The organism is Streptomyces sp. SID5643 (assembly GCF_009872555.1).
In the GTDB taxonomy this organism is placed as follows: Bacteria; Actinomycetota; Actinomycetes; order Streptomycetales; family Streptomycetaceae; genus Streptomyces; species Streptomyces iakyrus.
In genome coordinates this window covers 60,820-85,555 of sequence record NZ_WWIC01000283.1, presented here as the reverse complement: position 1 = coordinate 85,555, position 24,736 = coordinate 60,820, and the positions used below count along the sequence as shown (strand labels likewise).

The window sequence follows — 24,736 nt, the reverse complement described above, 5'->3', positions numbered from 1 at the left end:
CACCGGCACCGGCACCGGCACCGGCACCGGCGGCATCACCGTCGCCGGAAGGCGACCGGCCGCTCGACAGCACCCAGGCCGAGACCGTGACGGCGGCGAGGACCGCGGCGACGACGGTGACGCGCAGCTGGTGCCGGCGCGGCTGCCGCGCGGGACGGGCTGCCGCATCGGGGGTGGGCTGCTCCGTTTTCGGATCGGCTTCCGGATCGGCCTTCTGGTCGGTCTTCTGGTCGGCTTCCGGAGCGGTCATCCGGTCGGTCTTCTGGTCGGCTTCCGGGGGCCCTTCCGGTTCCGTCCCCCGTGCCGCTTCCGGCACCGCTCCCCGTTCCGCGGCGGCGCGCGCCGCGTCCGCCAGTGCCCACAGGCGGTGCAGGGTGCGCAGTTCGTCCGGGGTCGCGCCGCAGACCGTGGCCAGCCGGTGCACGCTCCCGTAGTCCTGGGGCACCGACGTGCCCCGGCAGTAACGGTGCAGGGTGGAGCCGGCCAGGCCGGACTTCCTGGCGAGGGCCTCGTAACTCAGGCCGGACCGGCTCTTCAACGAACGCAACAGCGCGGCGAACCGCTCCGTTTCCGGGCATGCGGACAAGGCCGTTCCCCCCTCGGGAATCCCCATGGACGCTGGTCGGGCGTCTCGTGCCGACACTGTGCCACCAAAGGCGTCCCATGGCCGTCCCAACGGTTCCGGATCGCGCCAGGTGCGCGGCCCACCGGCGTCCCGGCGTCCCAGCGGGCCCCCGCGCCCTTGCCCGGCCCGGTCACGCCTTGCCAGCGTCGGGCCGTCCGCTCCACCGTCCCCAGATCTCCGAGGAGACCAGGCTCATGCGCCTTTCCGTCCGCCGGAACTCCCGTGCGAACCCGCTGCTCGCCGTGCTCGCCGTCAGCGCCGCCGCCGTCGCCACCCTGGCCGTGCCGAGCTCCGCGTCGGCGGCCCCGGCCGCGCCCGCCGCGGTGGACTGTGCGTCCGGGCACATCTGCTTCTGGACCGGAGCCAACTTCACCGGCAGCAAGTGCGCCTGGGACGTGGCCGACCCCGACTGGCAGAGCGGTGCCGTCCGGTGTTCCTGGGCCGCCACGACCAACGTGAAGTCCGTGTGGAACGCCGGCACCAGCAGCTCCAGCGGTGTCGCGTACTACCGGGGCGCCAACTACAGCGACCGGGTCGGCTGCACCCGCCAGCAGCACGGCGGAAACCTCGCCGGTACGTACAAGGTCCGCTCCCACCGGTGGATCTCGGGCAGCTGCGGCTGACCGGCCACCCGCACGAACGCGGTGGCGTGCACCGCCCGTCCGCTCGGGCGTGCACGCCACCGCGGCATGTCCGCGGGGAGGGTCAGCCCACCAGGGGCGACCGCGCGTGCTCCTCGGGGAGGGGCCGCGTGTCGAGGTAGAACCACTCGGCGTCCGCGGTGGGCCAGGGCGGCGGTTGCGCCGCCTCCTCGCCGGGGACCGGGCGCCGGGGCAACGGCGTCGGACCCGGGCCCGGGCCCGGGTCCACGGACTGCTTCGCCTCCCCCGGCATCAGCAGCTCCACCCGCAGCCCGAGCCCCCGCTGCTGGGCGGTGAACTCCTCGACCTGGTTGCGGCAGGCGTGGTCCAGGTGGGTCACGCCGGTCAGGTCCAGACGGATCCTCGGTTTCCCGGACGCGGCCGCCGCCTCCAGCGCGTCGATCAGCTTCGGCAGCCGCAGGAACGTGGCGTTGCCTGCCATGACGACTTTGGCCGTGTCCTGCTCGACGTGCTGGCGGATCACCGTCTGCGACATGCGCAGCGCGGCCAGCACGATCCCCGCGGCGAGACCGAACAGCACGCCCTCCAGCAGCGCGGTCGCCACGATGACCAGCATGGTCAGCGTCATCACCGCGAACTCGCCCCTGTCCTGGCGCCACATCTTCGGGAACTCGGCGGGGCCGAACAGCTTCCAGCCGCTGTGCACGAGGACGCCGGCGAGCACGGAGATCGGGATCAGCGCGAGCACCTGCGGCAGCAGCAGCGCGAACAGCAGCAGCCACAGGCCGTGCAGGGTGCGGGAGAGCCGGGTCTTGGCCCCGGCCTGGACGTTCGCCGAACTGCGCGCCACCACCGCGGTGATGGGGAGCGCGCCGAGGATGCCCGCGACGGTGTTGCCCGCGCCCTGGGCGATCAGCTCGGTGTTGTAGCGGGTGCGCGGGCCGTCGTGCATACGGTCCACGGCGGCGGCCGTGAACAGGCTCTCCGCGGACGCGATGACCGTGAAGGTGAGGATCGCGGTGATGACCGTCCCGTCGGCGAGCCCGGCGAACTGCTCCCCGCCCGGCACCTGCACGGAGTTGAGCAGGTTCCCCACCTGGAGGGTCTTCACCTCCACGCCGGGCAGCGCGGCGACGACCATGCCGATGCCTACGGCGACCAGGGCGGCGGGGATCTTCCCGGCCGGCCCGGGCACCTTCTTCCAGACGAAGCTGAGCACGATCGTGACGACACCGAGCAGCATGGCGATCATCGCCTGCGGGTCCGTCAGGACGTCGGCCAGCAGCCCGGGGATCCCGGCCATGTTCTCCAACGCGGTGCCCGGGGCCTTGGCGTCGGCCATCGGGTAGGCCTGGCTGAACATCAGCGGCACGCCGATGCCGGCGAGCATGCCCTGGACGACGGCGACCGAGATGGCCTGGAACATCCGGCCGAGCCGTACCAGTCCGAGGACGATCTGGAGGAGGCCGGCGAACAGCACGATCACGCCGAGCATGGCCACGCCGACCTCGGCGACGGTCTCCGCGACCAGCGCGGCGAGTCCCGCGGCCGGGCCGCTGACCTGGAGCGTGCTGCCCCGGACTGCGCCGACGACCAGACCGCCGATCACCCCGGAGATGATCCCGAGTTCGGCGGGGACGCCGGAGGCGACGGCAACGCCGATGCACAGCGGCAGGGCCACGAGGAAGACGACGAGGGAAGCGGTGATGTCGGTGGCCAGGTCCCCCTTCGCGCCGCCCTTGCCCGCGATGCCCTCCTCTCCACCCTTGCTGCCGACGCCTTTCGCTCCCCCCTTGCCGCCGACGCCTTCCGCTCCCCCCTTGCCGCCGACGACCGTCGCTGCCCCCTTGCCGCCGACGCCCGTCGCTGCCCCCTTGCCGCCGACGCCCGTCGCTGCCCCCCTGCGGACGACGCCCTGCGCGCCGCTCAGCACGCCGCGGAGCAGCCCGCCCAGCGCACCACCGCCCGCGGTGCCGGCTCCCGGGCCGTCCGGGAAGTGCCCGTCCGGCCCGTGGCCCGGGCGGCCCCCCGAACCGCCCCCCGTTTGGTGGCTTTCGGGCGCCCCGCCCCTGGAACCACCGCCCGCCGGCCCGCCGGCCCACCCGCCCCATGATCCACCGGCCGCGCCTCCCACGGCGCCTCCCCCGGTGTGAGCCCCGGTGTGAGCCCCGAAGCCACCCGGCACGCCTCCCGGCGCCCCGCCCCCCGCATCATCCTCCGCGGACCAGGCCCACGGATCCCCCACCGGACCTCCGGCGGGCGGGCCCCCCTGACCCCCCGCCGGAGGTCCGCCCGACCAGCCCCCTTGGCCCCCCGCCGGGGCTCCGCCCGACCAGCCTCCGGTGTCCCCTTCCGAGCCCCCCGTCGACCAGTCCCCCGACCGGTCCCCCGTAGCACCCACGGCACCGGCCCCCCACTCGGAGCGTCCGTCCGTCGGAGGACCGCCCGGCCGCGGGCCCCCCTCGCCACCCGGCGTCCCCCCGGCTCGACGGCCCCCCGGGCCGCCCCGCGTCCTCCCGCGCGCATGGGCCCCGCTCACGCTGCGTGCACCCGGAAGTCGCCCTCGTCACCCAGCTCGTAGACGAAGCCCGTGTCGACCTCGTAGTACCAGCCGTGCAGCCGCAGGCGGCCCGAGTCGAGGCGTTGCCGGACCACGGGGTAACTGCGCAACGCGGCCAGCTGGTTGACGACGTTGCCCTGGGACACCTCCGGCAGGGACGGATCGTCCGGGGCACTCTCCAGGACGGAGGTCAGCTCCGGGCGGGCGATGCGGAGCCAGGCGTCCACGCCGGGCAGGGCCGACAGGTCGTCGCCGGACTTCAGCGCGCCCATCGCACCGCAGTGTGAGTGACCGCACACCACGATGTCCTGAACCCCGAGCACCTCCAGTGCGTACTCGATGGTGGCCGCCTCTCCACAGGCCCCGGGCCGTCCGTAGGGCGGCACGATATTCCCTGCGTTCCGCAGCTCGAATATCTCTCCGGGCCGCGCTCCCGTGATCATCGCGGGTATGACACGCGAGTCCGAACAGGTAATGAACAGCGCTTCCGGATATTGCCCTTCGGCCAGTTTCCGGTATTCGCCGCTGTTGAAATCGACGCGCATCCTGAACGTCCGGGCACGGTCCAGCAAAGCCTTCATCGCACTCTCCTGAGCTGGGGTTCCTCCCTGTGCGCTCCACCGTAGGCCGCCGACCTACAAAGGAAGGTTAAGCAAACTCCAGAGCCCGGCCAGCAATTGCACATTCTTTGTCCGGATTCCCAGACGCAGTGTCTTCTTGTAGCGTGTGAACTCCGCGGCAGGGCTTGCTGATTCACGCTGCCCGGATTCATGCCGGTTTCACGGAGAGACAGGACGTATGGGCCTACGAGTGCTGCTCATCGAAGACGACGAGACGATCGCCGAGCCGCTCGCCGAGGGGCTCGGCCACTTCGGGCTGACGGTCGACCACGTCGCCACCGGGACGGACGGCCTGAGAGGCCCCTACAACGACGTCGTGCTGCTCGATCTGGGGCTGCCGGACATGGACGGCATCGACGTCTGCCGCGGCATCCGGCAGGTCTCGGACGTGCCCATCGTCATCCTCAGCGCGCGCGGCGAGGAGGCCGACCGCGTGCTGGGTCTGGAGCTGGGCGCCGACGACTACCTGGCGAAACCGTTCAGCGTGCGGGAACTGGTCGCCCGGGTCCGTGCGGTGACCCGCCGCACGCAGCGCACCCACACGGCGTTCCCCGAGGCACCGGGCCCTGTGAGCGCCCCCGAGCCGGCACCGGCCGAACCGGCCTACGAACCCGCCCCGGCCCTCTCCTACGACCCCCCGGCGGCGTCCGCGTCCGCCCCCGACCCCTCCCCCGCGCACGACCCGGGCCCGCTCGTCGTGGACCGCCGCACCCGCCAGGTCTGGGTCGGCGACGCCCCCGTCCTGCTCACGCCCAAGGAGTTCGACCTGCTGGCGCTGCTCAGTGAGGACCCCGGCGCGGTCTACTCGCGGCAGCAGATCCTCGACCGCGTCTGGGACCCGCACTACGACGGCCCGACCAAGACGCTGGACGTCCATGTCGCCGCGCTGCGCCGCAAGCTGGGGCACCCGGCGTGGATCCGGACCCTGCGGGGCGTCGGTTTCCGGCTGTCCGCGCACACGGGGCCGCAGGTGGCCTCTCCATGACCCGCCGGCTGCTGCTCAGCTACCTCAGCCTCGCCGCGCTGGTCCTGCTCTGCCTGGAGATCCCGCTGGGCTTCGTGTACTCGCGCGGGGAGCGGGAGCGGGTGGTCAACGCGGCGAAGGACGAGGCCGAGTCGGTCTCGGCGTACGCGGCGCTGTCGCTGGCGGCGGGGCGCGGCGAGCGGGACCTGCCCGGGCGGGTGGCGCACTGCGCGCGGCGCATCGGGGGCAAGGTGGTGATCGTCGACGCGGCGGGCACGCCGCTCGCCACCTCGCACCGGCTGGACGCCGGGATGTCCGGCACGCTGGCCGCGCGGCCGGGCATCGCGGCGGCGCTGCGGGGCACCTCGACGGTGGACGTCCGTACCTCCACCATCGGCGGGGTCGAGTACCTGTCGGTGGCCGCGCCGGTCGGCCAGGAGGCGCGGGCGGTGGGTGCGGTGTGGCTGACGGTGCCGACGCGGACGGTTCACGAGCGGGTGCACCACGTCTGGCTGCTGCTCGCGCTGGGCGGGTGCGCGGTGCTGACGGCCGTCGCGGTGGTCGGTTTCGCCTTCGCGCGGTGGGCGGGACGCCCCATCCGTGAACTGGAGCAGGCCACGCACGACTTGGCCGACGGCGGCCGGTTCGAGCCGGTGACGGTCACCAAGGGCCCGCCGGAAGTACGCAGTCTGGCGGCGGCGTTCAACCGCACCGGCGCCCGGCTCGCCCACCTGCTGGCGTCCCAGCGGGCGTTCGCGGGCGAGGCCTCGCACCAGTTGAAGACACCGCTGGCGGCGCTGCGGCTGCGCCTGGAGAACATGGAGCCGGACGTCGCCGCCCGCGCCCGGGGCAGTCTCACCGCGGCCGTCACGGAGACGGACCGGCTCGCCCGGATGGTCGGGCACCTGCTGGCCATGGCACGGCTGGAGGAGCACGCGGCCATACCCGCCACGGTCGACCTGGGTGCGCTCTGCGCCGAGCGGCACCGCACCTGGCAGCCGCTGTTCGCGCGGGAGGACGTCTCGCTGGTGCTCTTCGCGGGGAGCGTGGGCCCGGTGCTGGCGGTGCCGGGGGCCGTGGAGCAGATCATGGACAACCTGCTGTCCAACGCCCTGCGGGCGTCCCCGGCGGGTAGCACCGTGACGGTCGAACTGCGGTTGCGGGTACCACCCCGGCGGGCGTTGCGCGACAGCCGCCCCCGCTGGGTCGACCTGCACGTCACCGACGAGGGCCCGGGCATGACGGAGGAGCAGCGGGCCCGCGCCTTCGACCGTTTCTGGCGCGCCCCGGGAGCCCCCAAGGGCGGCACGGGACTCGGCCTCGCCCTGGTGCAGCGTCTGGCCCATGCCAGCGGCGGGGAGGCGACCCTGTGCGCGGCGGCCACCGGCGGCCTGGACGTGGTGATCCGGCTGCCGTCCGCGCGGCCGCCCGGTGAGAGTGACCACGGGCCGGGCGGCGACCGCCCGAGGAAGCCGAGACGGGAGGCACCGGCGCTGCCGGCGTAGGGGCCGTGCCGGACGGGGCACGGCCGGCACGCAGCATGCCGCTCCCCGGCCACGCGTTGGCCATGCCCCATCAACCCTGTCCCCTTAGCGTCCCTCTCGCCTCCCCCACGCACAACCCTGCCGTCGACCGGCGGCAGGGCGGTACGGCACCTCTTGGAGTGAGAGTGGAACGTCGTAGCCTCCTGCGTGCGGCCGTCCTCGGCGGCACGTCGGCCGCTCTGGGCGGAACCCTGTGGCGCGGTGCCGCGTATGCTGCCCCCGCCCAGCCCGGCACCGGCCCCTACGGGCCGCTGGGCTCCCCGGACGCCAACGGCATCCGACTCCCGAGCGGCTTCACGAGCCGGGTGGTCGCCCGGTCCGGCCAGCGCGTCGGCAGCACGTCGTACACCTGGCACAACGCCCCGGACGGCGGCGCCTGTTACGCCGACGGCACGGGCTGGATCTATGTCTCCAACTCCGAGATCACCCCCTCGGGCGGCGCGAGCGCGGTGAGGTTCTCCTCGACGGGCGCGATCACCGGCGCCTACCGCATCCTGTCCGGCACGCGCCAGAACTGCGCGGGCGGCAAGACCCCGTGGAACACCTGGCTGTCCTGCGAGGAGGTGTCCCTCGGCTACGTCTACGAGACCGACCCGTGGGGCACGAACGCGGCGGTGCGGCGTGCGGCGATGGGCCGCTTCAAGCACGAGGCGGCGGCCGCGGACCCGGTACGCAAGGTCATCTACCTGACCGAGGACGAGACCAACGGCCGCTTCTACCGCTTCGTCCCGGCCACGTGGAGCGACCTGTCGTCCGGCAGGCTCCAGGTGATGGTGGCGGGCAGCGCCACGAGCGGTTCCTTCACCTGGGCCGACATCCCCGACCCGGACGGCTCCCCCACCGCCACCCGCTCCCAGGTCTCCGGCTCGAAGTCCTTCAACGGCGGCGAGGGCTGCCACTACGCGAACGACACGGTCTGGTTCACCACCAAGGGCGACCACCGCGTCTGGCAGCTCAACCTCCTCACCGCCACGTACGAACTCGCCTACGACGACTCCCTCGTCAACGGCACGGCCCCCCTCACCGGCGTCGACAACATCACCGGCGCCTCCTCCGGCGACCTCTTCGTCGCCGAGGACGGCGGCACCATGGACATCTGCGTCATCACCCCCGACGACGTCGTCGCCTCGTTCCTGCGCGTCGACGGCCAGTCGAGCTCGGAGATCACCGGCCCGGCCTTCTCCCCCGACGGCACCCGCCTCTACTTCTCCAGCCAGCGCGGCACCAGCGGCAGTTCCTCGGGCGGCATCACGTACGAGGTGACGGGCCCGTTCCGCTCGTGACGGAGGTCGTGCGCGACACCTGAGCCCGGCCCGCCGGTGACCATCGGCGGGCCCGGCCGTTCCACCGGTTGGGCGGTTCGCAGCGGGCTGCCCGGCCGATGGAAGGAACACCACCGTGGACACGACCGTGCCCGTCCCGAAGGCGCCGGGTGTGCTGCCCCGCGCCGAGTGGGTCAAGACCCTGCCGCAGACCGTCGTCGCGTCCTGCGTCCTGCTGCTCGACGCCGAGGACCGGCTCCTGCTGCTGCGCTACGCCGGGGGTCAGCCCGGCGCGGGTCTGTGGGGGCTGCCGGGCGGCATGCTCGACCACGGCGAGGACCCCGCCGGTGCGGCGAGCCGGGAGCTGCACGAGGAGACCGGCATCGTCCTGGAGGAGGACCTGCGGTTCATCGGGTACGACCACCGGGCGGATGTGCTGGGCACGGGGCCGGTGATCGACTTCTACTTCCACGGCGGCCGGCTCCCGGCCGGGCAGCCCGTCCGGCGCAGCTCGGAGCACGACCAGCACGGCCTGTTCGCCCTCTCCGAACTGGAGACCATGCCGCTGGCGACGCTCCTGCCGACCCTCGGCGCGCTGCTCACCGCCGCCCGCACCGGCACGGTCGTCTGCCTGCGGGAAGGACGGCCCCAGTGACCGCGCCCCACCCGGGGGCAGCGGTCGTCGTCTCTCAGAGCAGCAGGTCCACGGCCCGCACCCGGTCCTGATGGATCAGCACGTCGAAGCAGCGACCCAGCGCGATGCCGAACCAGTTCCGCTCCTCCGGATAGGCGGTACCGACACTGCGTGTGGGCCGGGCCCCGGCCAGCCAGGCGCGGGCCGGGCCGGGGGCGGTTCGCAGGTCCATGATGAACCGGTCGTACCGCACCTGGTCCAGCGTGTGCTCGTTGCTGCCGGTCGGCGGAGGGCCGACCGTGTGGGTGAGCATGTGCGCCTCCTCCGGGTCGGTGGCCTGGAACGAGCCCCGGCCGAAGGTGAGTCCGATGCTCACGTAGCCGCTGCCGAGCCGGTCCCGCAGGAACGCCCCCTGCGTCCTCGGCAGGACCTGCGGGTCCTCGGGCTCGTAGCCGATGTGGTTGTTGTGACCCGCCAGCAGGATCCGGTGCCCGGTGTGCCGGTGCCACCAGACGACGTTGTCCGCCATGACCTCGTCCCGGTAGCGCATGGCCTCGGCGACCTGCCGGGGGTCCTCGAAGTCGAAGCCGTACCCGGTGGCCGTCTGGTCGATCACCGTGGCGTGCCGCAGCACCTCGGCGGACTCCCGCCGCCCGGCCTGTGCGCGTGGCTCCAGTGAGTCCAGCAGCCTCAGGGCGCGTCCGGTGCGGGACGCCATCTCCTGCCGCTCGGCGAGCGGGCGGGCGAGGTACGCCTTCTGGTACTCGCCGGACGGGACGGCCGGCCGCAGTCCCCGGTACAGCGCGTCCAGGCGCGCCAAGAGGTCCGGGCGGACCCGGGCGACGTAGCCGGTGACCCGGTCGTACAGCTCCGGCCCGGTGTAGCCCCAGTCGTCGCCCATGAACCGCACCGGGTCCTGCGGATGCCGGCGGTTGTACTCCCGCATCCACTCCACCAGGCGCAGGTTCTCGGCGGTGGCGTTGAGCGCGTACGTGTACTGGAGGTCCTCCCGCATGATGCGCCGCGGGTCGCCCTCGCCGTGCACGACGTACTCGTCGAGGCGTACGCCGGTACTCCAGGCCGTCTCCAGCGCGAAGGTACGGAAGCCCCGCCGCTCCACCAGGTACCGGAACACCCGTTCCTTCACGGTGAGGAACTCGTGCGACCCGTGCGTGGCCTCTCCCGCCCCCACCACGACCGCGTCCCCGACCGCCCTGCCGATAGGCCGCAGGTCACCGGCGTCTGCGCCGGGCTCGGCGGTGCGCAGGGCACGGGCGGCCCGCTGGAGGGCGGATACGACCGGGTCCTGGGCAGCGGTGGCCGCGAGGGCCGGAGTGAGGAGGGACAACGCGAGGACGACGACCAAGCCCACGGGACGCAAAGGCGGCATACCCGCATAAGTGCCCGCAGCCGGACGCGCCGGAACCCGCCCCTGCCCGAACGGATCCCGGGACAGCACGGAGCGGGGGCACCACCTCCGCACAAGGTGGCGCCCCCGCTCTCCTCCGTGCACCGGAGCCGCCGCGATCGGTGAGGGTGGTCGGGGACCGCGACGGCTCCGGGTTCTGTGGGCCCCGGCTAGCGGTGGTCGCTGCCCTGGGACTGGACCGCCGCCCGGCCCGCTTCCAGGCGGGCCACCGGGATGCGGAACGGGGAGCAGGAGACGTAGTCGAGCCCGACCTCGTGGAAGAAGTGGACCGACTCCGGGTCGCCGCCGTGCTCGCCGCAGACGCCGAGCTTGAGGTCGGGGCGGGTCTCGCGGCCGGCCTTGGCGGCCAGCTTCACCAGGGAGCCGACGCCGTCCTTGTCGATCGTCTCGAACGGGGAGACGCCGAAGATGCCCTTCTCCAGGTACGCCGTGAAGAACGAGGCCTCCACGTCGTCCCGGCTGAAGCCCCACACCGTCTGCGTCAGGTCGTTCGTGCCGAAGGAGAAGAACTGCGCCGCCTCGGCGATCTGACCGGCGGTCAGCGCGGCGCGCGGCAGCTCGATCATCGTGCCGATGGACAGCTTGAGCTGCGCGCCCGAGGCCGCCTCGACCTCGGCGATGACCTTGTCGGCCTCCTCGCGGACGATCTCCAGCTCCTGGACCGTGCCCACGAGCGGGATCATGATCTCGGCGCGCGGGTCACCCTTGGCGGCCTTGCGCTCGGCCGCGGCCTCGGCGATGGCCCGCACCTGCATGGTGAACAGACCGGGGATGACCAGGCCGAGGCGCACGCCGCGCAGACCCAGCATCGGGTTCTGCTCGTGCAGCCGGTGCACGGCCTGGAGGAGGCGCAGTTCGTTCTCGTGCGGCTCCTGGCGGGACTCGGCGAGGGCGACGCGGACCGACAGCTCGGTGATGTCGGGCAGGAACTCGTGCAGCGGCGGGTCCAGGAGGCGGATGGTGACCGGGAGGCCGTCCATCGACTCGAAGAGCTGCACGAAGTCCTGCTTCTGGAGCGGGAGCAGCTCCTTGAGGGACTCCTCGCGCTCGGCCTGCGTGTCGGCCAGGATCAGCCGCTCCACCAGCTCGCGCCGGTCGCCGAGGAACATGTGCTCGGTGCGGCACAGGCCGATGCCCTGGGCGCCGAAGCGGCGGGCGCGCAGCGCGTCCTCGGCGTTGTCGGCGTTGGCGCGCACCCGCAGGCGGCGCTTGCGGTCGGCGAAGGCCATCATGCGGTGAACGGCCTCGACCAGTTCGTCGGCGTCGTCGGCGCCGGGGTGCATCCGGCCCTCGAAGTACTCCACGACCGGCGACGGCACGACCGGCACCTCACCGAGGTAGACCTTGCCGGTGGAGCCGTCGATGGAGACGACGTCGCCCTCCTCGACGACGTGCCCGCCCGGCACGGTCATCCGGCGGCGCTTGGTGTCGACCTCCAGCTCCTCGGCGCCGCAGACACAGGTCTTGCCCATGCCGCGGGCGACGACGGCCGCGTGGGAGGTCTTGCCGCCGCGCGAGGTCAGGATGCCCTCGGCCGCGATCATGCCGTCGAGGTCGTCGGGGTTGGTCTCGCGGCGGATGAGGATGACCTTCTCGCCGGAGCGGGACCACTTGACGGCCGTGTAGGAGTCGAAGACGGCCTTGCCGACGGCCGCGCCGGGCGAGGCGGCGATGCCCCGGCCGACCTGCGAGACCTTCGCGTCCTCGTCGAAGCGCGGGAACATCAGCTGCGCGAGCTGGGCGCCGTTGACGCGGGTGAGCGCCTCGGCCTCGTCGATCAGGCCCTGGTCCACCAGCTGCGTCGCGATCCGGAAGGCCGCGCCCGCGGTGCGCTTGCCGACGCGGGTCTGGAGCATCCACAGCACACCGCGCTCGATGGTGAACTCGATGTCGCAGAGGTCCTTGTAGTGGTTCTCCAGCGTCTCCATGATCTGCATCAGCTGGTCGTAGGACTTCTTGTCGATCTGCTCGAGATCGGCCAGCGGCACGGTGTTGCGGATGCCCGCGACGACGTCCTCGCCCTGCGCGTTCTGGAGGTAGTCGCCGTAGACGCCCTGGTGGCCGGAGGCGGGGTCGCGGGTGAAGGCGACGCCGGTGCCGGAGTCCGGGCCGAGGTTGCCGAAGACCATGGAGCAGACGTTGACGGCCGTGCCCAGGTCGTGCGGGATGCGCTCCTGGCGGCGGTAGAGCTTGGCCCGGTCGCCGTTCCAGGAGTCGAAGACGGCCTTGATGGCGAGGTCCATCTGCTCGCGCGGGTCCTGCGGGAAGTCGCGGCCGGCCTCGGTCTTGACGATCTTCTTGAACTTGGTGACGAGCTTCTTGAGGTCCGCTGCCTCCAGCTCGGTGTCGACCGAGACCTTCTTGGCGGTCTTGGCCGCCTCCAGCGCGTCCTCGAAGAGCTCGCCGTCGACGCCCAGGACGGTCTTGCCGAACATCTGGATGAGGCGGCGGTAGGAGTCCCACGCGAAGCGGTCGTCGCCGGCCTGCTTGGCCAGGCCCTGCACGGACTTGTCGGAGAGGCCGATGTTGAGGACGGTGTCCATCATGCCGGGCATGGAGAACTTGGCGCCCGAGCGGACCGACACCAGCAGCGGGTCGTCGGCCTGGCCGAGCTTCTTGCCCATGCGGGCCTCCAGCGCGTCGAGGTGCGCACTCACCTCGTCACGCAGTGCCGCCGGCTCCTCGCCGCTGTCGAGGTAGGTCTTGCAGGCCTCGGTGGTGATCGTGAAGCCGGGCGGGACCGGAAGGCCGAGGTTCGTCATCTCGGCGAGGTTGGCGCCCTTGCCACCGAGGAGGTCCTTGAGGTCCTTGTTGCCCTCGGTGAAGTCGTAGACGAACTTCACGCCCTCAACGCTCGCGGCCTGCTCGGCTACCGGGAGATCTTTGTTTTCCGACACGGGTCTCGACTCCTCGAGGACGCGGTGGCTGCCCTGACGGGCAGGAACATACCCAGATCAAAGGCGTCTGGGTACGTCCACTTGTGCGTCATGCGCCTGTAACCACTCGTCCGCCAGCGGATCGAAAGTCAAGGCTGGGCAAGCGATCGCAGCCGCGTGTTTTCACTTCTTGAACGCAAGAGCCTCCCTGAGACCTCTTGAACGCTCATGTGAGCGGAGTTTCCGCACATTTGATTTCGCTCGATGAACGATCAAAGGGTGGCACTCAGTGCCACCCTTTGGAGAAGTGCAGTCGCTCACGATCCGCTCATCTGAGCGCAGCCCTTATCAGGGGTGGCGAGAATCACGCTGCCACAGCCGCCCGGATTTCACCATGCGGACGCGTCACGGGACCGGAACGCGGCCGTCACACCCCGAGCGCGCGCAGCCGCTCCTCGACCCTCTCGGGCGCGTAGAGGTGCTCCACGACCATCGCACCCGCCCCGACCAGCGCGGCCCGCTCACCCAGCCGTGCGGTCACCACGTCCAGGCGGGCGGTGGAGCGGGGCAGCGCCCGCTGGTACAGCAGTTCACGCACGCCCGTCAGGAAGGGGGTTCCGGCCAGATCCCCGGCGATCATCAGGACCCCGGGGTTGAGCAGGGTCACGACGGTCGCGAGGACCTCACCCACCCGGCGTCCGGCCTCGCGGGCGAGTCCGACCGCCTCCGGGTGCCCGGCCGCCAGCAGGTCCCGCACGTCCGAGCCGGAGGCCGCCGGCAGCCCCGCCTCCGCCAGCCGCCGGGCCACCGCGCCACCGCTCGCGACGGCGGCCAGACAGCCGTACGAACCACAACGGCACAGCGCCCCGGCGCCCTCCGGCACCCGGATGTGCCCGATGTCGCCCGCGCCGCCGTCGACGCCGCGGAAGACCGAGCCGTCCACCACGACCCCGGCACCGATGCCGGTGGAGACCTTGACCAGCACGAAGGCGGAGCAGTCGGGGTGGCCGGCGCGCTGTTCGCCGTACGCCATGAGGTTGGCGTCGTTGTCCACCAGGACGGGCACTCCGGCGGCGCCTGCGTGCTCGGTGAGCGCCCGGGCCAGCCGGCCCCGTATGTCGTAGCCGTCCCAGCCGGGCATGATCGGCGGCTGGACGACGCGGCCGGTCTCGGAGTCGACCGGTCCGGGCACCGCCAGCCCGGCCCCGCAGACCGACTCGGCCCCGTGCCCGGACTTGACCAGCAACTCGGCGAACCAGCGCCCGAGTTCACCGAGCACGGCGTCCGGCCCGTCCTCGATGACGAGAATGCCGGAGTGCTCGGCGAGGATCTCGCCGCTCAGCGACAGCACCGCCGCCCGGGCGTGCCGGGTGTCGAGGTCGGCGGCCAGGACCACCGCGTGCTCGTCGTCGAACTCCAGGGTGATGGACGGCCGCCCGCCGAGCGGCGAGTCCACCGGCCCACCGGCGCCCTCGCGCAGCCAGCCCGCGCGGAAGAGCCGGTCCAGCCGCTGCCCGACGGTCGCCCGGGACAGGCCGGTCGCCTGTTGCAGCGCACCCCGGGTCACGGCGCGGCGGCTGCGCACCAGTTCGAGCAGATCGCCGGCACTCGCCTGAACACGTCCCGTCATGCGCACCCCCTTGTGTTTCCCAACCTTGCATTACATATTGGGTTTTGCATGTTAAATAGACGTAACCCTACGGTAGCCCCTGCCGATCCCGGTCAGGAGTACGTCTTTGGGAGAGTCCCGAGTGGATCGCATCGCCCAGCTCACCACGCGTCCCGCGGGGCGCGAGATCGCATACGATCCGGCCGTCGCCCCGCCTTCCCTACAGGTCAGAGCCGCACAGGTGCTGGAGGGCAACTGGACGGGCGCGTCCACCGTGCCCTCGCGCGGCCTGTATCCGCACCAGTGGTCGTGGGACTCGGCGTTCATCGCGATCGGCCTGCGGCACCTCTCGCCGTTACGCGCCCAGACGGAACTGGAGACGCTGCTGGCGGCCCAGTGGGCGGACGGGCGGATCCCGCACATCGTCTTCAACCCCTCCGTCCCCCTCGACGCGTACTTCCCGAGCCCCGACTTCTGGCGCTCGTCGACCGCCGGCCGCGCGGCGGGCGCCCCGGGCACCGTACAGACCTCCGGCATCGTGCAGCCACCGGTGCACGCGCTGGCCGCGTGGCTGGTGCACCTCGCCGACCCTGGCCTGTCCAGGGCGCGCGGCTTCCTCGCCCGGGCGTATCCCCGGCTGGCCGCCTGGCACGGTTACCTCCTGCACCGGCGCGACCTCGGCGGGGGCGGACTGGTGTCCGTGGTGCACCCCTGGGAACAGGGGATGGACAACAGCCCCTGCTGGGACCGCCCGTTGTCCCGGGTCACCCCGGCCCCGGCCCGCTCCTTCCGCCGCGCCGACCTCGACCACGGCGCCCCCGAGGACCGGCCGACGGATCTTGACTACGGGCGGTACGTGCGGCTGGCGGCCGACTACCGGGACCGCGGGTACACCGACGGTCCGGGCGACTTCGCCGTGGAGGACCCGGCGTTCAACGCGCTGCTCGTCGCCTCCGAGTACGCCCTGGCGCGCATCGCCCAGGAGTCGGGTGCGCGGGACCCGGCGCGGGAGGCCCGCGCGGAGCGCCTGACGGCGGCCCTGGTGGAGCGGCTGTGGGACCCGGCGGCGGAGATGTTCCTGTGCCGTGACGTGCGCGCCGGGGAGCTGATCCCCGAGCGTGGTGTCGCCGGGCTCGTCCCCCTGCTGCTGCCGGGCCTGCCGGGCGACCTCGCGGCCGCCCTGGTCCGCACGCTCTGCGGCCCGCACTTCGGCCTCGGCGGCACGACCCGCCTGGTCCCGAGCTACGACCTGCTCGGCGACGCCTTCGACCCGCACCGCTACTGGCGTGGCCCGGCCTGGTTCAACACCAACTGGCTGCTGGAGCGCGGGCTGCGGCTGCACGGCGAGCGCGGCCGGGCCGACGCCCTGCGCAAGGGCATGCTGCACACCGCCGGCGCCTCCGGCTTCGCGGAGTACGTCGACCCGTACACGGCACAGGCCTGCGGTGTCACCGGCTTCGGCTGGAGTGCCGCGCTCACGCTCGACCTGCTGCACGACCGGCCCGCACGGGGCAGGAACGGCCTCACGGCGATCATGGAAGGGGACCGGTGATGACGGACCGGCATCATCTGCTCGTGCACGGCCGGACGTTCGCCGCCGTCGGCGACCGCGGCGACATCAGCGGCTACCGGGGCGGCAGCGCCCCGGACGGCGTGTTCGTACGGGACGCCCGGCATCTGAGCCGGTGGCAGCTCACCGTCGACGGGGCGGTGCCCGACACGCTGACGCCGGTGGCCGACGGGGACACCGCGCGCTGTGTGCTCGTCCCCCGCGGCGGCCGCGACGAGCCGCCCGCCTGCACGCTCTTCCGTGAACAGGCCGTCGGCGACTCCTCGTTCGTGGAGTCGCTGCGCGTCACCAGCAACCGTCCGGTGCCCACGACGGTCCGCCTCGCCGTCACCGCCGACGCCGACTTCACCGACCAGTTCGAGCTGCGCTCCGACCACCGCACCTACACGAAGGCCGGTGCCGTCCGCTCCCGCCGCGTGCTCGGGCACGGGGTGGAGTTCGCCTACCGGCGCGGCGAATGGCATTCCGTGACGACCGTGACGGCCGACCCCCAGCCGGACGCCGTGGAGGAGACCGGCACCGGCGCCCGCCGCCTGGCCTGGACCCTGGAGCTCGAACCGCACGGCACCGCCGAGCTGACCCTGCGGGTCATGGCCCGCCCGCACGGCGACCGGCGCGCCCTGCGCGTGCCCCGCTCCCCCGCCGCCGTCCGGCAGCGACTGCGCGCCCGCGAGCGCGAGTTCACCCAGGGCGTGGACCTCCCCGCCGGCTGGCCCGAGCTGGCGGCCGCCTGCACCCGGGGTCTCGCCGACCTGGCCGCGCTCCAGGTGCCGGCGACCGGCCCGGACGGCGAGGAACTGCGCGTCCCGGCCGCCGGCGCCCCCTGGTTCCTGACGCTGCTGGGCCGGGACGCCCTGCTGACCTCGCTGTTCGCCCTGCCCTACCGGCCGGCACTGGCCGCCGCCACGCTGCCCGCGCTCGCCGCCACCCAGGCCACCGGGAGCAGCGCCGACGGCATCGCCCAGCCCGGCAAGATCGTGCACGAGGTGCGGCACGGCGAACTGGCCCACTTCGGTCAGGTCCCCTACGGCCGCTACTACGGCTCGGTCGACGCCACCCCGCTGTTCCTCGTGCTGCTCGGCGCGTACACCGAGCACACCGGCGACACCGGCCCGGCGCGCCGCCTCGAATCCCACGCCCGCGCCGCCGTCGGCTGGATGCTCGACCACGGCGGCCTGACCTCGCGCGGCTACCTCGTCTACCGCGCCGACCAGGGCGGCCTCGCCAACCAGAACTGGAAGGACTCCCCCGGCGCCATCTGCTCCGCCGAGGGCACCCGCCCCCACGGGCCGGTGACGGCGGCGGGCGCCCAGGGTTACGCCTACGACGCCCTGCGCCGCACGGCTGTCCTGGCCCGCACGGTGTGGCAGGACCCGACCTACGCGCATCTGCTGGAGCAGGCGGCCGGTGACCTGCGCGAGCGTTTCCGGCGCGACTTCTGGATGCCGGAGCACTCCTTCCCCGCCCTCGCGCTCGACGGCAGGGGCCGGCAGGTCGACGCGCTGGCCTCCGACGCCGGGCACCTGCTGTGGTCGGGGCTGCTGGACAAGGAGCACGGCGAACTGGTCGGACGGCGGCTGCTCGAACCGGACTTCTTCTCCGGCTGGGGCGTGCGCACCCTCGCGGCCGGGCAGCCGGCGTACCACCCGCTGTCCTACCACCGCGGCTCGGTCTGGCCGCACGACAACGCGCTGATCGCGCTGGGCCTGGCCCGCTACGGGCTGCACGACGAGGCCCGCACGATCGCGCACGGTCTGGTCGACGCGGCGAGCGCGACCGGCCACCGGCTCCCGGAGGTTCTCGCGGGCTACGGCCGGGACACCCACCCGGAGCCGGTGCCGTATCCGCACGCGTGTGTGCGGGAATCCCGTTCGGCGTCGGCCCCGTTGGCGCTGCTCACGGCGGTCGGCGTGGTCTGAGGCTCGTTGGTCCGCCGTTTGCCGGGTGTTTGCCGAGCCCTGGCCCGGCGTGCTGAACACACGTGAGGAGCGCCCCGTACGGAACGGTGGCGGACCCGCACCCCCACGCGGGTCCGCCACCTCACCGGGCTTTGAACGGGAAGGACCTCCGGGTGCCTGTCTTCACACGCTTCAGCGGGTCGTCACAGCCGGGTGACGGCGTGTCCGGGGCCGAGGAGGAACCGGCGGGTGGGGAGCGGGAGGAGGGCGAGAGAGAGGCAACGGCCGCGCGCGGTCCGGCCCCGGCCACCTCACGAACCCCCCTCGGGCACCGCCTCGACCGCCTGCGCACCTGGCGCGTCCGGCATCCCCGAACCGCCCGCGCGCTCCACCTGACCACCACGGCCCTCGCCGCCGCCTTGGTCCTCGGCGCGCTGCTGCTGCCCAACACCCTCCCCGCCCTGAAGGCCGTCAGCTTCGCGCGGATCCCGGCCGAGGCGGTCATCGGGGCCGTCGTCGTACTGGCGCTGCCACGCCGGCCCCGGCTGGTGGCGGCGGTGCTGTACGGGCTCGGTCTGACCGTCCTGACCACCGTGAACCTGCTCGACATGGGGTTCAACGAATACCTGGGCCGGGGCTTCAACGCCGCGCTCGACTGGGACCTGCTGCCCGACGCGCAGGCGTACGTCGCGGACACGCTGGGCGAGGGCGTCGCGACGGCCGCCTCCGTCGGCGCGGTCGTGCTCGTGCTGCTCGTGGCGGCCGTCATGGTCGCGGCGGCGGTCCGGCTCGCGACCGTCCTGGCCCGCCACCGGGTGCGGGCGACCCAGGGCGCCCTGATCGCCGGCACCGTCTGGGTCACCTGCTCCGCTCTGGGCCTGACGCTGTTCGGCGGGCCGGTCGCCTCCGAGCGCGGGGCCGGTGCCCTCCGGGTGCACGCGCAGCGGACGGTGGAGTCGCTGCGGGACGAGGCCGCATTCGTGAAGCAGTCGAAGGCGGACACCTTCGGCAACACCCCGCCCGGACAGCTGCTCCCCGACCTGCGCGGCAAGGACGTGATCTTCACGTTCATCGAGAGCTACGGCCGCAGCGCCGTCGAGGACCCGATCATGGCGCCGGGCGTCGGCCGGGCCCTCGACACGAGCACCGAGGCCCTTCAGAAGGCCGGCTTCGCCGCCCGCAGCGGCTGGCTGACCTCGGCGACGTACGGAGGCAGCAGCTGGCTCGGCCACTCCACGACCATGTCCGGCCTGTGGATCGACAACCAGCGCCGCTACCGCACGGTCAGCGCGGGCGACCACCTCACCCTCACCAAGGCCTTCCAGAAGACCGGCGCCTGGGACACCGTCGGCGTCATGCCGGGCGTCCAGAAGGGCTGGCCGGAGGAGAAGTGGTACGGCCTCGACAAGCTCTACGACTCCCGGGACCTGGGCTACCGGGGCCCGAAATTCAGCTGGTCGACCATGCCCGACCAGTACGCGCTGGAGGCGTTCCAGCGGCAGGTGCACGGGACGAAGCGCGACAAGCCGCTGATGTCGTTCGTCATCCTGACCTCCAGCCACCAGCCCTGGGCTCCCCTCCCGAAGATGGTCGGCTGGGACGAACTCGGCGACGGCTCGGTCTTCCACGCGATCCAGAAGGCCGGCAACAAGGCCTCGGACGTCCTGACCGACACCACCAGGTCCCGCGAGGAGTACGGCAGGTCCATCCAGTACTCGGTCACCAGCCTCACCCAGTGGCTGGAGCGCTACGGCACCGACGACACCGTCCTGGTCTTCCTCGGCGACCACCAGCCCATCGCCCGGGTCAGCGGGAACGGGGCCTCGCGGGACGTGCCGGTGTCGATCGTGGCGAAGGACCCGAAGGTCCTGGACAAGGTCGCCGGCTGGAACTGGACGGAGGGTCTCAAGCCCGGCCGGGACGCGCCCGTGTGGAGGATGGACTCCTTCCGCGACCGCTTCCTGAAGGCGTTCGGCTCCACACCGCACCCCTCCAAGGGCTGATCAGCCGCCGGAGGTGTCCAGCTCGGCGTCCTCGCCGACCCCGGCGCAGTCGTAGGGGTCCTTCAGCCAGCCGTCCGGCAGCACCACGCGGTTGTTGCCGGAGGTGCGGCCCCGGGGCCCGTCGGCGCCGGCCGGCCAGGGCTGGTCGAGGTCCAGCTCGTCCAGGCCGGAGCGCAGCTCCGCCAGGGACGAGGTGATCGCGAGGCGCTTACGCATCTCGGAGCCGACCGCGAAGCCCTTCAGGTACCAGGCGACGTGCTTGCGGAAGTCGATCACGCCCCGTGCCTCGTCGCCGATCCACTCGCCGAGCAGGGTGGCGTGCCGGACCATGACGTCGGCGACCTCGCGCAGGGCGGGGCGGGCGATGTCCTCGGTGCGGCCCTCGAAGGCGGCGACCAGGTCCGAGAACAGCCACGGCCGCCCGAGGCAGCCGCGGCCCACGACCACGCCGTCGCAGCCGGTCTCGCGCACCATCCGCAGAGCGTCCTCGGCCGACCAGATGTCGCCGTTGCCGAGCACCGGGATCTCCGGCACGTGCTCCTTCAGCCGGGCGATGGCCTCCCAGTCGGCGGTGCCGCCGTAGTGCTGGGCGGCGGTGCGGCCGTGCAGGGCGATGGCGGTGACGCCCTCCTCGACGGCGATCCGGCCGGCGTCGAGGAAGGTGATGTGGTCGTCGTCGATGCCCTTGCGCATCTTCATCGTCACGGGCAGATCGCCGGCGCCGCTGACGGCCTCGCGCAGGATGGCCCGCAGCAGGTTCCGCTTGTACGGCAGCGCGGAACCGCCGCCCTTGCGGGTCACCTTGGGCACCGGGCAGCCGAAGTTCAGGTCGATGTGGTCGGCGAGGTCCTCCTCCGCGATCATGCGGACGGCCTTGCCGACGGTCGCCGGGTCCACGCCGTAGAGCTGGATCGACCGGGGCCGCTCCGTCTCGTCGAAGTGGATGAGCTGCATGGTCTTCTCGTTGCGCTCGACCAGGGCCCTGGTGGTGATCATCTCGCTGACGAACAGGCCCTTGCCACCGCTGAACTCCCGGCACAGGGTGCGGAAGGGCGCGTTGGTGATCCCGGCCATGGGGGCCAGGACGACGGGCGGCTGGACGGTGTGCGGGCCGATCTCCAGGGGCGTGGACATGCCTCCATTGTGCCGTGCAATGAAACGGCAAAATTCATTAGTTAGCCACACTATTGAAATCGGCTACGATGGACCGCATGCCCGAGCTCAGTCACCGCCGCCGCATGCTGGTGCTCGCGATCTGCTGCATGAGCCTGCTGATCGTGAGCCTCGACAACACGGTCCTGAACGTGGCGCTGCCCTCCATGCAGCAGGACCTGCACGCGAGCACGTCCGGCCTGCAGTGGACGATCGACGCCTACACCCTCGTCCTGGCCTCGCTGCTGATGCTCGCCGGCTCCACGGCCGACCGGATCGGCCGCAAGCGGGTCTTCATGGCGGGCCTGGTCGTCTTCACCATCGGCTCGGTGCTGTGCTCCCTCGCGCCGAACCTGGAGGCGCTGGTCGCCTTCCGGATGGTCCAGGCGGTGGGCGGCTCGATGCTGAACCCGGTCGCCATGTCGATCATCACCAACACGTTCACCGACCCGCGCGAACGGGCCCGGGCGATCGGCGTCTGGGGCGCGGTCGTCGGCATTTCCATGGCCGCCGGCCCGCTGGTCGGGGGCCTGCTGGTCGACTCCGTAGGCTGGCGCTCGATCTTCTGGATCAACCTGCCGGTGGGACTGGCGGCCCTGCTGCTCACCCTGCGCTTCGTCCCCGAGTCCCGGGCTCCGCGCGCCCGCCGCCCCGACCCGGTCGGGCAGGTGCTGGTGATCGCGCTGTTCGGGTCCCTGACGTACGCGATCATCGAGGCGCCGAGCACTCCGCTGCGCTCCGTCGCGCCGCTGGCCGTCGTCGCCCTGGCCGCCCTGGCGGGACTGCTCCTCTACGAGCCGCGCCGCAAGGAACCGCTGATCGACCTGCGCTTCTTCCGCTCCGCGCCGTTCAGCGGGGCGACGGTCATCGCCGTCAGCGCGTTCGCCGCGCTCGGCGGCTTCCTGTTCCTGTCGACGCTGTACCTGCAGAACGTGCGGGGCCTGAGCGCCCTGGAAGCGGGTCTGTGGATGCTGCCCATGGCGGTCCCGACGTTCCTGTGCGCGCCGCTGTCGGGCCGCCTGGTGGGCACACTCGGTCCCCGCCTGCCCCTGCTGATCGCGGGCTTCGCGATGACGACGAGCGGGGTCCTGTTCGCCGCGTTCGAGGCGGAGACCTCTAACGTCACGCTCTTCGCCGGCTACGTCCTCTTCGGCATCGGCTTCGGGTTCGTCAACGCGCCCATCACCAACACGGCGGTGTCCGGCATGCCGCGCGCCCAGGCGGGCGTGGCCGCCGCGGTCGCCTCCACGAGCCGGCAGCTGGGCCAGACGCTGGGTGTCGCCGTGGTGGGCGCGGTGCTCGCCTCGGGCGTCGGCTCCTCCTCCTACCGCGAGGCGTTCGTGTCCGCGGCGCGGCCCGGCTGGTGGATCCTCGCGGCGTGCGGTTTCGCTGTGCTGGTGCTGGGGGCGGTGACGAGCGGCCGGTGGGCCCGGGACACCGCCGAGCGGACCGCGCAGCGGCTGGAGCCGGCGGAGGTACGCCAGACCGTCGGGACGAGCGGCTGAGTCCGGAACGGCTCGCGGGCCGCGAGGCGGGTGCCGGTCGGCGTCGGCGACTCGGATCCGCTCAGTCGAGACAGAACTCGTTGCCCTCGATGTCCTGCATCACGATGCACGACTCGTTGTACTCGTCGGCGAGCAGCACGCGCACGCGGGTGGCGCCGAGCGCGACCAGTCGCGCGCACTCGGCTTCGAGCGTGGCGAGGCGTTCCTCGCCCACGAGCCCGGTGCCGACCCGCACGTCGAGATGCACCCGGTTCTTGACGACCTTGCCTTCGGGAACGCGCTGGAAGTACAGCCGCGGACCCACGCCCGAGGGGTCACCGCAGGCGAACCCCGCGCCCTGGCGCTCGGACGGCAGGGTGCGCTCGTAGTCACCCCACGTGGCGAACCCCTCCGGCGGGGGTGGTACGACGTACCCCAGAACCTCGCACCAGAAGCGGGCCACCCGCTCGGGCTCCGCGCAGTCGAACGTGACCTGGACCTGCCTGATCGTGGACATCGGCGCACCCTAGCAGGGCTCTGCCGCTCATCTCCCGGTATATACCGGCAGGTTGTCGTGCGGCCCCGCGCTCGTCGGCCCCGTCCGTGTCTGAGAACTCGTCCTCGGGGAAACCCCGTTGATGTTGGTCTTGCTGCACACTCCTTGCTGCGAGCAGACCGGAACGCCGGATTTCTCGACGCGGGAGGGCGCCATGACACAGATCGACACGAGCAAGGTCAGCCGCTGGGACCAGCACGGCCGGGAGCATGTGGTGCGCGTGCTCCGGACGGGCGTGCAGCGCACGATCAGATGCGACACCTGCGGCTGGCGCAGAAGCGCCCAGTTCCTGCCCTGGCTGAAGGCGGAGGAGCACCTGGCGGAGGCCCACCAGGCGACGGTGGACCCGACAGCGGCGTGAGCCGGCCCGGGCACCTCCCAGGGCCGGTCGCCGGCCTCTAGTAGAGGATCGAGGGCAGGTACGCGCCGTCGGGCCGGTTGTACAGGCCGATGGTCATCAGGCTCATCAGCTGCACGACCTTGAGGCCGTTGGACAGGCACCACCTGAGCAGCGCGCTGTCTTCCGTAGGGACGAGGATGCCCGGGCCGCCGAACTGCGGGGCCGCCGCGATCAGAGCCTGGAGGTCCGGGGTGGTCTCGCCCACGGCGTGCGCGAAGAAGGCCAGGTCGGTGGCGTATCCGGTGACGTGTCCCTCGCGTTCGACGACCCGGGCGGTGCCCTGTTTGAGCGCGTCGGCGACCTCCCCGCCGCGGTCGACGCCGTGGACCTGCCGGCACACGTCGTTGCAGGCGCCGAGGTCCGCGTCCGTGGCCTCCCGCACCGCGTACCCGGGCAGCGCGCGCCCGATCGGCGGCCCCTGCACACAGGCCACCGTCGCTCGGTGGGCGAACCCCAGGCTCATGTACAGCGAGAACGACCTGTTGTGGTAGCCGGTCTGCAACAGCCGGATGCCCGGCACCCCGCGCTCGGCGGCCCGCTCCATCACGTCCCGCATCAGACGGCGGCCCACTCCCGCGTTCTGCACGGTGGGGTCGACGGTGATGGGCCCGATCCCGGCGACGGCCGAGCGTTCGTCGAGGAAGTTGCTGCCGACGATCCGCCCGTCGAGCTCGGCGACGACACCGTAGATGCCCGGGTGCGTCAGGGCTCCCTCGATCAGCGCGACACCCACTTCGGGGCTGGGGAAGTCGGGCGGGAACGCATGCTCCTCGGCGATGCCGGCGAAGGCCTCGTAGCAGATCCTTCCGCACTCTGCGGCATCGGCCGCAGTGCCCGGACGCAGTGTGAGAGTCACGATCGCCATCCCTTCTCGCGTCCCCGCGCGGCGACCCACCCCTCGCTTCCATCCTGTGCCCGTCCCGGCCGGGATGCACCCGGTGCCGCCGG

19 protein-coding genes are annotated in these 24,736 nt (G+C 72.5%); 10 read left to right on the top strand and 9 right to left on the bottom strand.

The window, feature by feature from the left end; all coding sequences use genetic code 11:
• The coding region (locus GTY56_RS31260; protein ID WP_161368648.1) for a helix-turn-helix domain-containing protein at positions 1–586 on the bottom strand (586 nt) is incomplete at its 3' end.
• A 233-nt stretch (positions 587–819) separates the two neighbouring features.
• On the opposite strand from GTY56_RS31260, the gene GTY56_RS31255 reads away from it, so the two are divergent.
• Positions 820–1,248 (top strand): peptidase inhibitor family I36 protein, encoded by a 429-nt coding sequence (locus tag GTY56_RS31255; RefSeq protein ID WP_051814286.1) that lies wholly within the window; start codon positions 820–822, stop codon positions 1,246–1,248.
• Between the two features lie 82 nt (positions 1,249–1,330).
• Here GTY56_RS31255 and GTY56_RS31250 read toward each other — a convergent pair whose 3' ends face one another.
• Positions 1,331–2,977 carry a SulP family inorganic anion transporter gene (locus tag GTY56_RS31250; protein ID WP_161368651.1) on the bottom strand — a complete coding sequence of 549 codons (1,647 nt, stop codon included), beginning with the start codon at positions 2,975–2,977 and terminating at the stop codon, positions 1,331–1,333.
• 785 nt (positions 2,978–3,762) lie between these two features.
• A complete protein-coding gene (locus GTY56_RS31245; protein ID WP_161368647.1) occupies positions 3,763–4,368 on the bottom strand; it encodes a carbonic anhydrase in 606 nt (201 codons plus the stop codon).
• A 217-nt stretch (positions 4,369–4,585) separates the two neighbouring features.
• Here GTY56_RS31245 and GTY56_RS31240 point away from each other — a divergent pair, with 217 nt between their 5' ends.
• The 4 genes from GTY56_RS31240 (at position 4,586) to GTY56_RS31225 (ending at position 8,832) form a co-directional block, all read left to right on the top strand.
• Positions 4,586–5,392 (top strand): response regulator transcription factor, encoded by an 807-nt coding sequence (locus GTY56_RS31240; protein ID WP_161368646.1) that lies wholly within the window; start codon positions 4,586–4,588, stop codon positions 5,390–5,392.
• The gene (locus GTY56_RS31235) at positions 5,389–6,876 is read left to right on the top strand and encodes a sensor histidine kinase (RefSeq protein ID WP_161368645.1); all 1,488 of its coding nucleotides are present in this window, start codon (positions 5,389–5,391) and stop codon (positions 6,874–6,876) included. Before GTY56_RS31240 ends, GTY56_RS31235 begins: the two co-directional genes overlap by 4 nt.
• 164 nt (positions 6,877–7,040) lie before the next feature.
• Positions 7,041–8,198 carry an alkaline phosphatase PhoX gene (locus GTY56_RS31230; RefSeq protein WP_161368644.1) on the top strand — a complete coding sequence of 386 codons (1,158 nt, stop codon included), beginning with the start codon at positions 7,041–7,043 and terminating at the stop codon, positions 8,196–8,198.
• A 115-nt stretch (positions 8,199–8,313) separates the two neighbouring features.
• Positions 8,314–8,832: an NUDIX domain-containing protein gene (locus tag GTY56_RS31225; RefSeq protein ID WP_161368643.1), complete on the top strand. Its 519-nt coding sequence runs from the start codon at positions 8,314–8,316 to the stop codon at positions 8,830–8,832.
• 34 nt (positions 8,833–8,866) lie between these two features.
• Here GTY56_RS31225 and GTY56_RS31220 read toward each other — a convergent pair whose 3' ends face one another.
• The 3 genes from GTY56_RS31220 to GTY56_RS31210 all read right to left on the bottom strand — a co-directional run bounded on the left by GTY56_RS31220 (position 8,867) and on the right by GTY56_RS31210 (position 14,746).
• The gene (locus GTY56_RS31220; RefSeq protein ID WP_161368642.1) at positions 8,867–10,201 is read right to left on the bottom strand and encodes an erythromycin esterase family protein; all 1,335 of its coding nucleotides are present in this window, start codon (positions 10,199–10,201) and stop codon (positions 8,867–8,869) included.
• 188 nt (positions 10,202–10,389) lie between these two features.
• Entirely contained in the window at positions 10,390–13,137 is a 2,748-nt protein-coding gene (ppdK, locus tag GTY56_RS31215) for a pyruvate, phosphate dikinase (protein ID WP_524540162.1), read from the bottom strand.
• Positions 13,138–13,543: 406 nt separating this feature from the next.
• The gene (locus tag GTY56_RS31210) at positions 13,544–14,746 is read right to left on the bottom strand and encodes an ROK family transcriptional regulator (RefSeq protein ID WP_161368641.1); all 1,203 of its coding nucleotides are present in this window, start codon (positions 14,744–14,746) and stop codon (positions 13,544–13,546) included.
• Positions 14,747–14,867: 121 nt separating this feature from the next.
• Between GTY56_RS31210 and GTY56_RS31205 the strand changes: the two genes are divergently transcribed.
• The 3 genes from GTY56_RS31205 to GTY56_RS31195 all read left to right on the top strand — a co-directional run bounded on the left by GTY56_RS31205 (position 14,868) and on the right by GTY56_RS31195 (position 20,196).
• Positions 14,868–16,277 carry an MGH1-like glycoside hydrolase domain-containing protein gene (locus GTY56_RS31205; protein WP_161368640.1) on the top strand — a complete coding sequence of 470 codons (1,410 nt, stop codon included), beginning with the start codon at positions 14,868–14,870 and terminating at the stop codon, positions 16,275–16,277.
• On the top strand, positions 16,277–18,214 hold the full coding sequence (locus tag GTY56_RS31200) for an amylo-alpha-1,6-glucosidase (RefSeq protein WP_161368639.1): 1,938 nt from the start codon (positions 16,277–16,279) through the stop codon (positions 18,212–18,214). Before GTY56_RS31205 ends, GTY56_RS31200 begins: the two co-directional genes overlap by 1 nt.
• Positions 18,215–18,366: 152 nt before the next feature.
• Positions 18,367–20,196, top strand: coding sequence for a sulfatase-like hydrolase/transferase (locus GTY56_RS31195; RefSeq protein WP_346345624.1), 1,830 nt, complete (start codon positions 18,367–18,369; stop codon positions 20,194–20,196).
• Here GTY56_RS31195 and dusB read toward each other — a convergent pair whose 3' ends face one another.
• Positions 20,197–21,330 carry a tRNA dihydrouridine synthase DusB gene (gene dusB / locus GTY56_RS31190; RefSeq protein ID WP_161368638.1) on the bottom strand — a complete coding sequence of 378 codons (1,134 nt, stop codon included), beginning with the start codon at positions 21,328–21,330 and terminating at the stop codon, positions 20,197–20,199.
• Between the two features lie 77 nt (positions 21,331–21,407).
• Between dusB and GTY56_RS31185 the strand changes: the two genes are divergently transcribed.
• Entirely contained in the window at positions 21,408–22,853 is a 1,446-nt protein-coding gene (locus GTY56_RS31185; protein WP_161368637.1) for an MFS transporter, read from the top strand.
• A 61-nt stretch (positions 22,854–22,914) separates the two neighbouring features.
• Here the strand turns inward: GTY56_RS31185 and GTY56_RS31180 are convergent, their stop codons facing one another.
• Complete coding sequence (locus GTY56_RS31180; RefSeq protein WP_161368636.1) at positions 22,915–23,349, bottom strand: VOC family protein; 435 nt, start codon at positions 23,347–23,349, stop codon at positions 22,915–22,917.
• A gap of 193 nt (positions 23,350–23,542) precedes the next feature.
• Here GTY56_RS31180 and GTY56_RS31175 point away from each other — a divergent pair, with 193 nt between their 5' ends.
• On the top strand, positions 23,543–23,749 hold the full coding sequence (locus GTY56_RS31175; RefSeq protein ID WP_161368635.1) for a hypothetical protein: 207 nt from the start codon (positions 23,543–23,545) through the stop codon (positions 23,747–23,749).
• A gap of 37 nt (positions 23,750–23,786) precedes the next feature.
• On the opposite strand, the gene GTY56_RS31170 is transcribed toward GTY56_RS31175, so the two are convergent.
• Complete coding sequence (locus GTY56_RS31170) at positions 23,787–24,653, bottom strand: GNAT family N-acetyltransferase (protein WP_161368634.1); 867 nt, start codon at positions 24,651–24,653, stop codon at positions 23,787–23,789.
• Positions 24,654–24,736 lie beyond the last annotated feature (83 nt).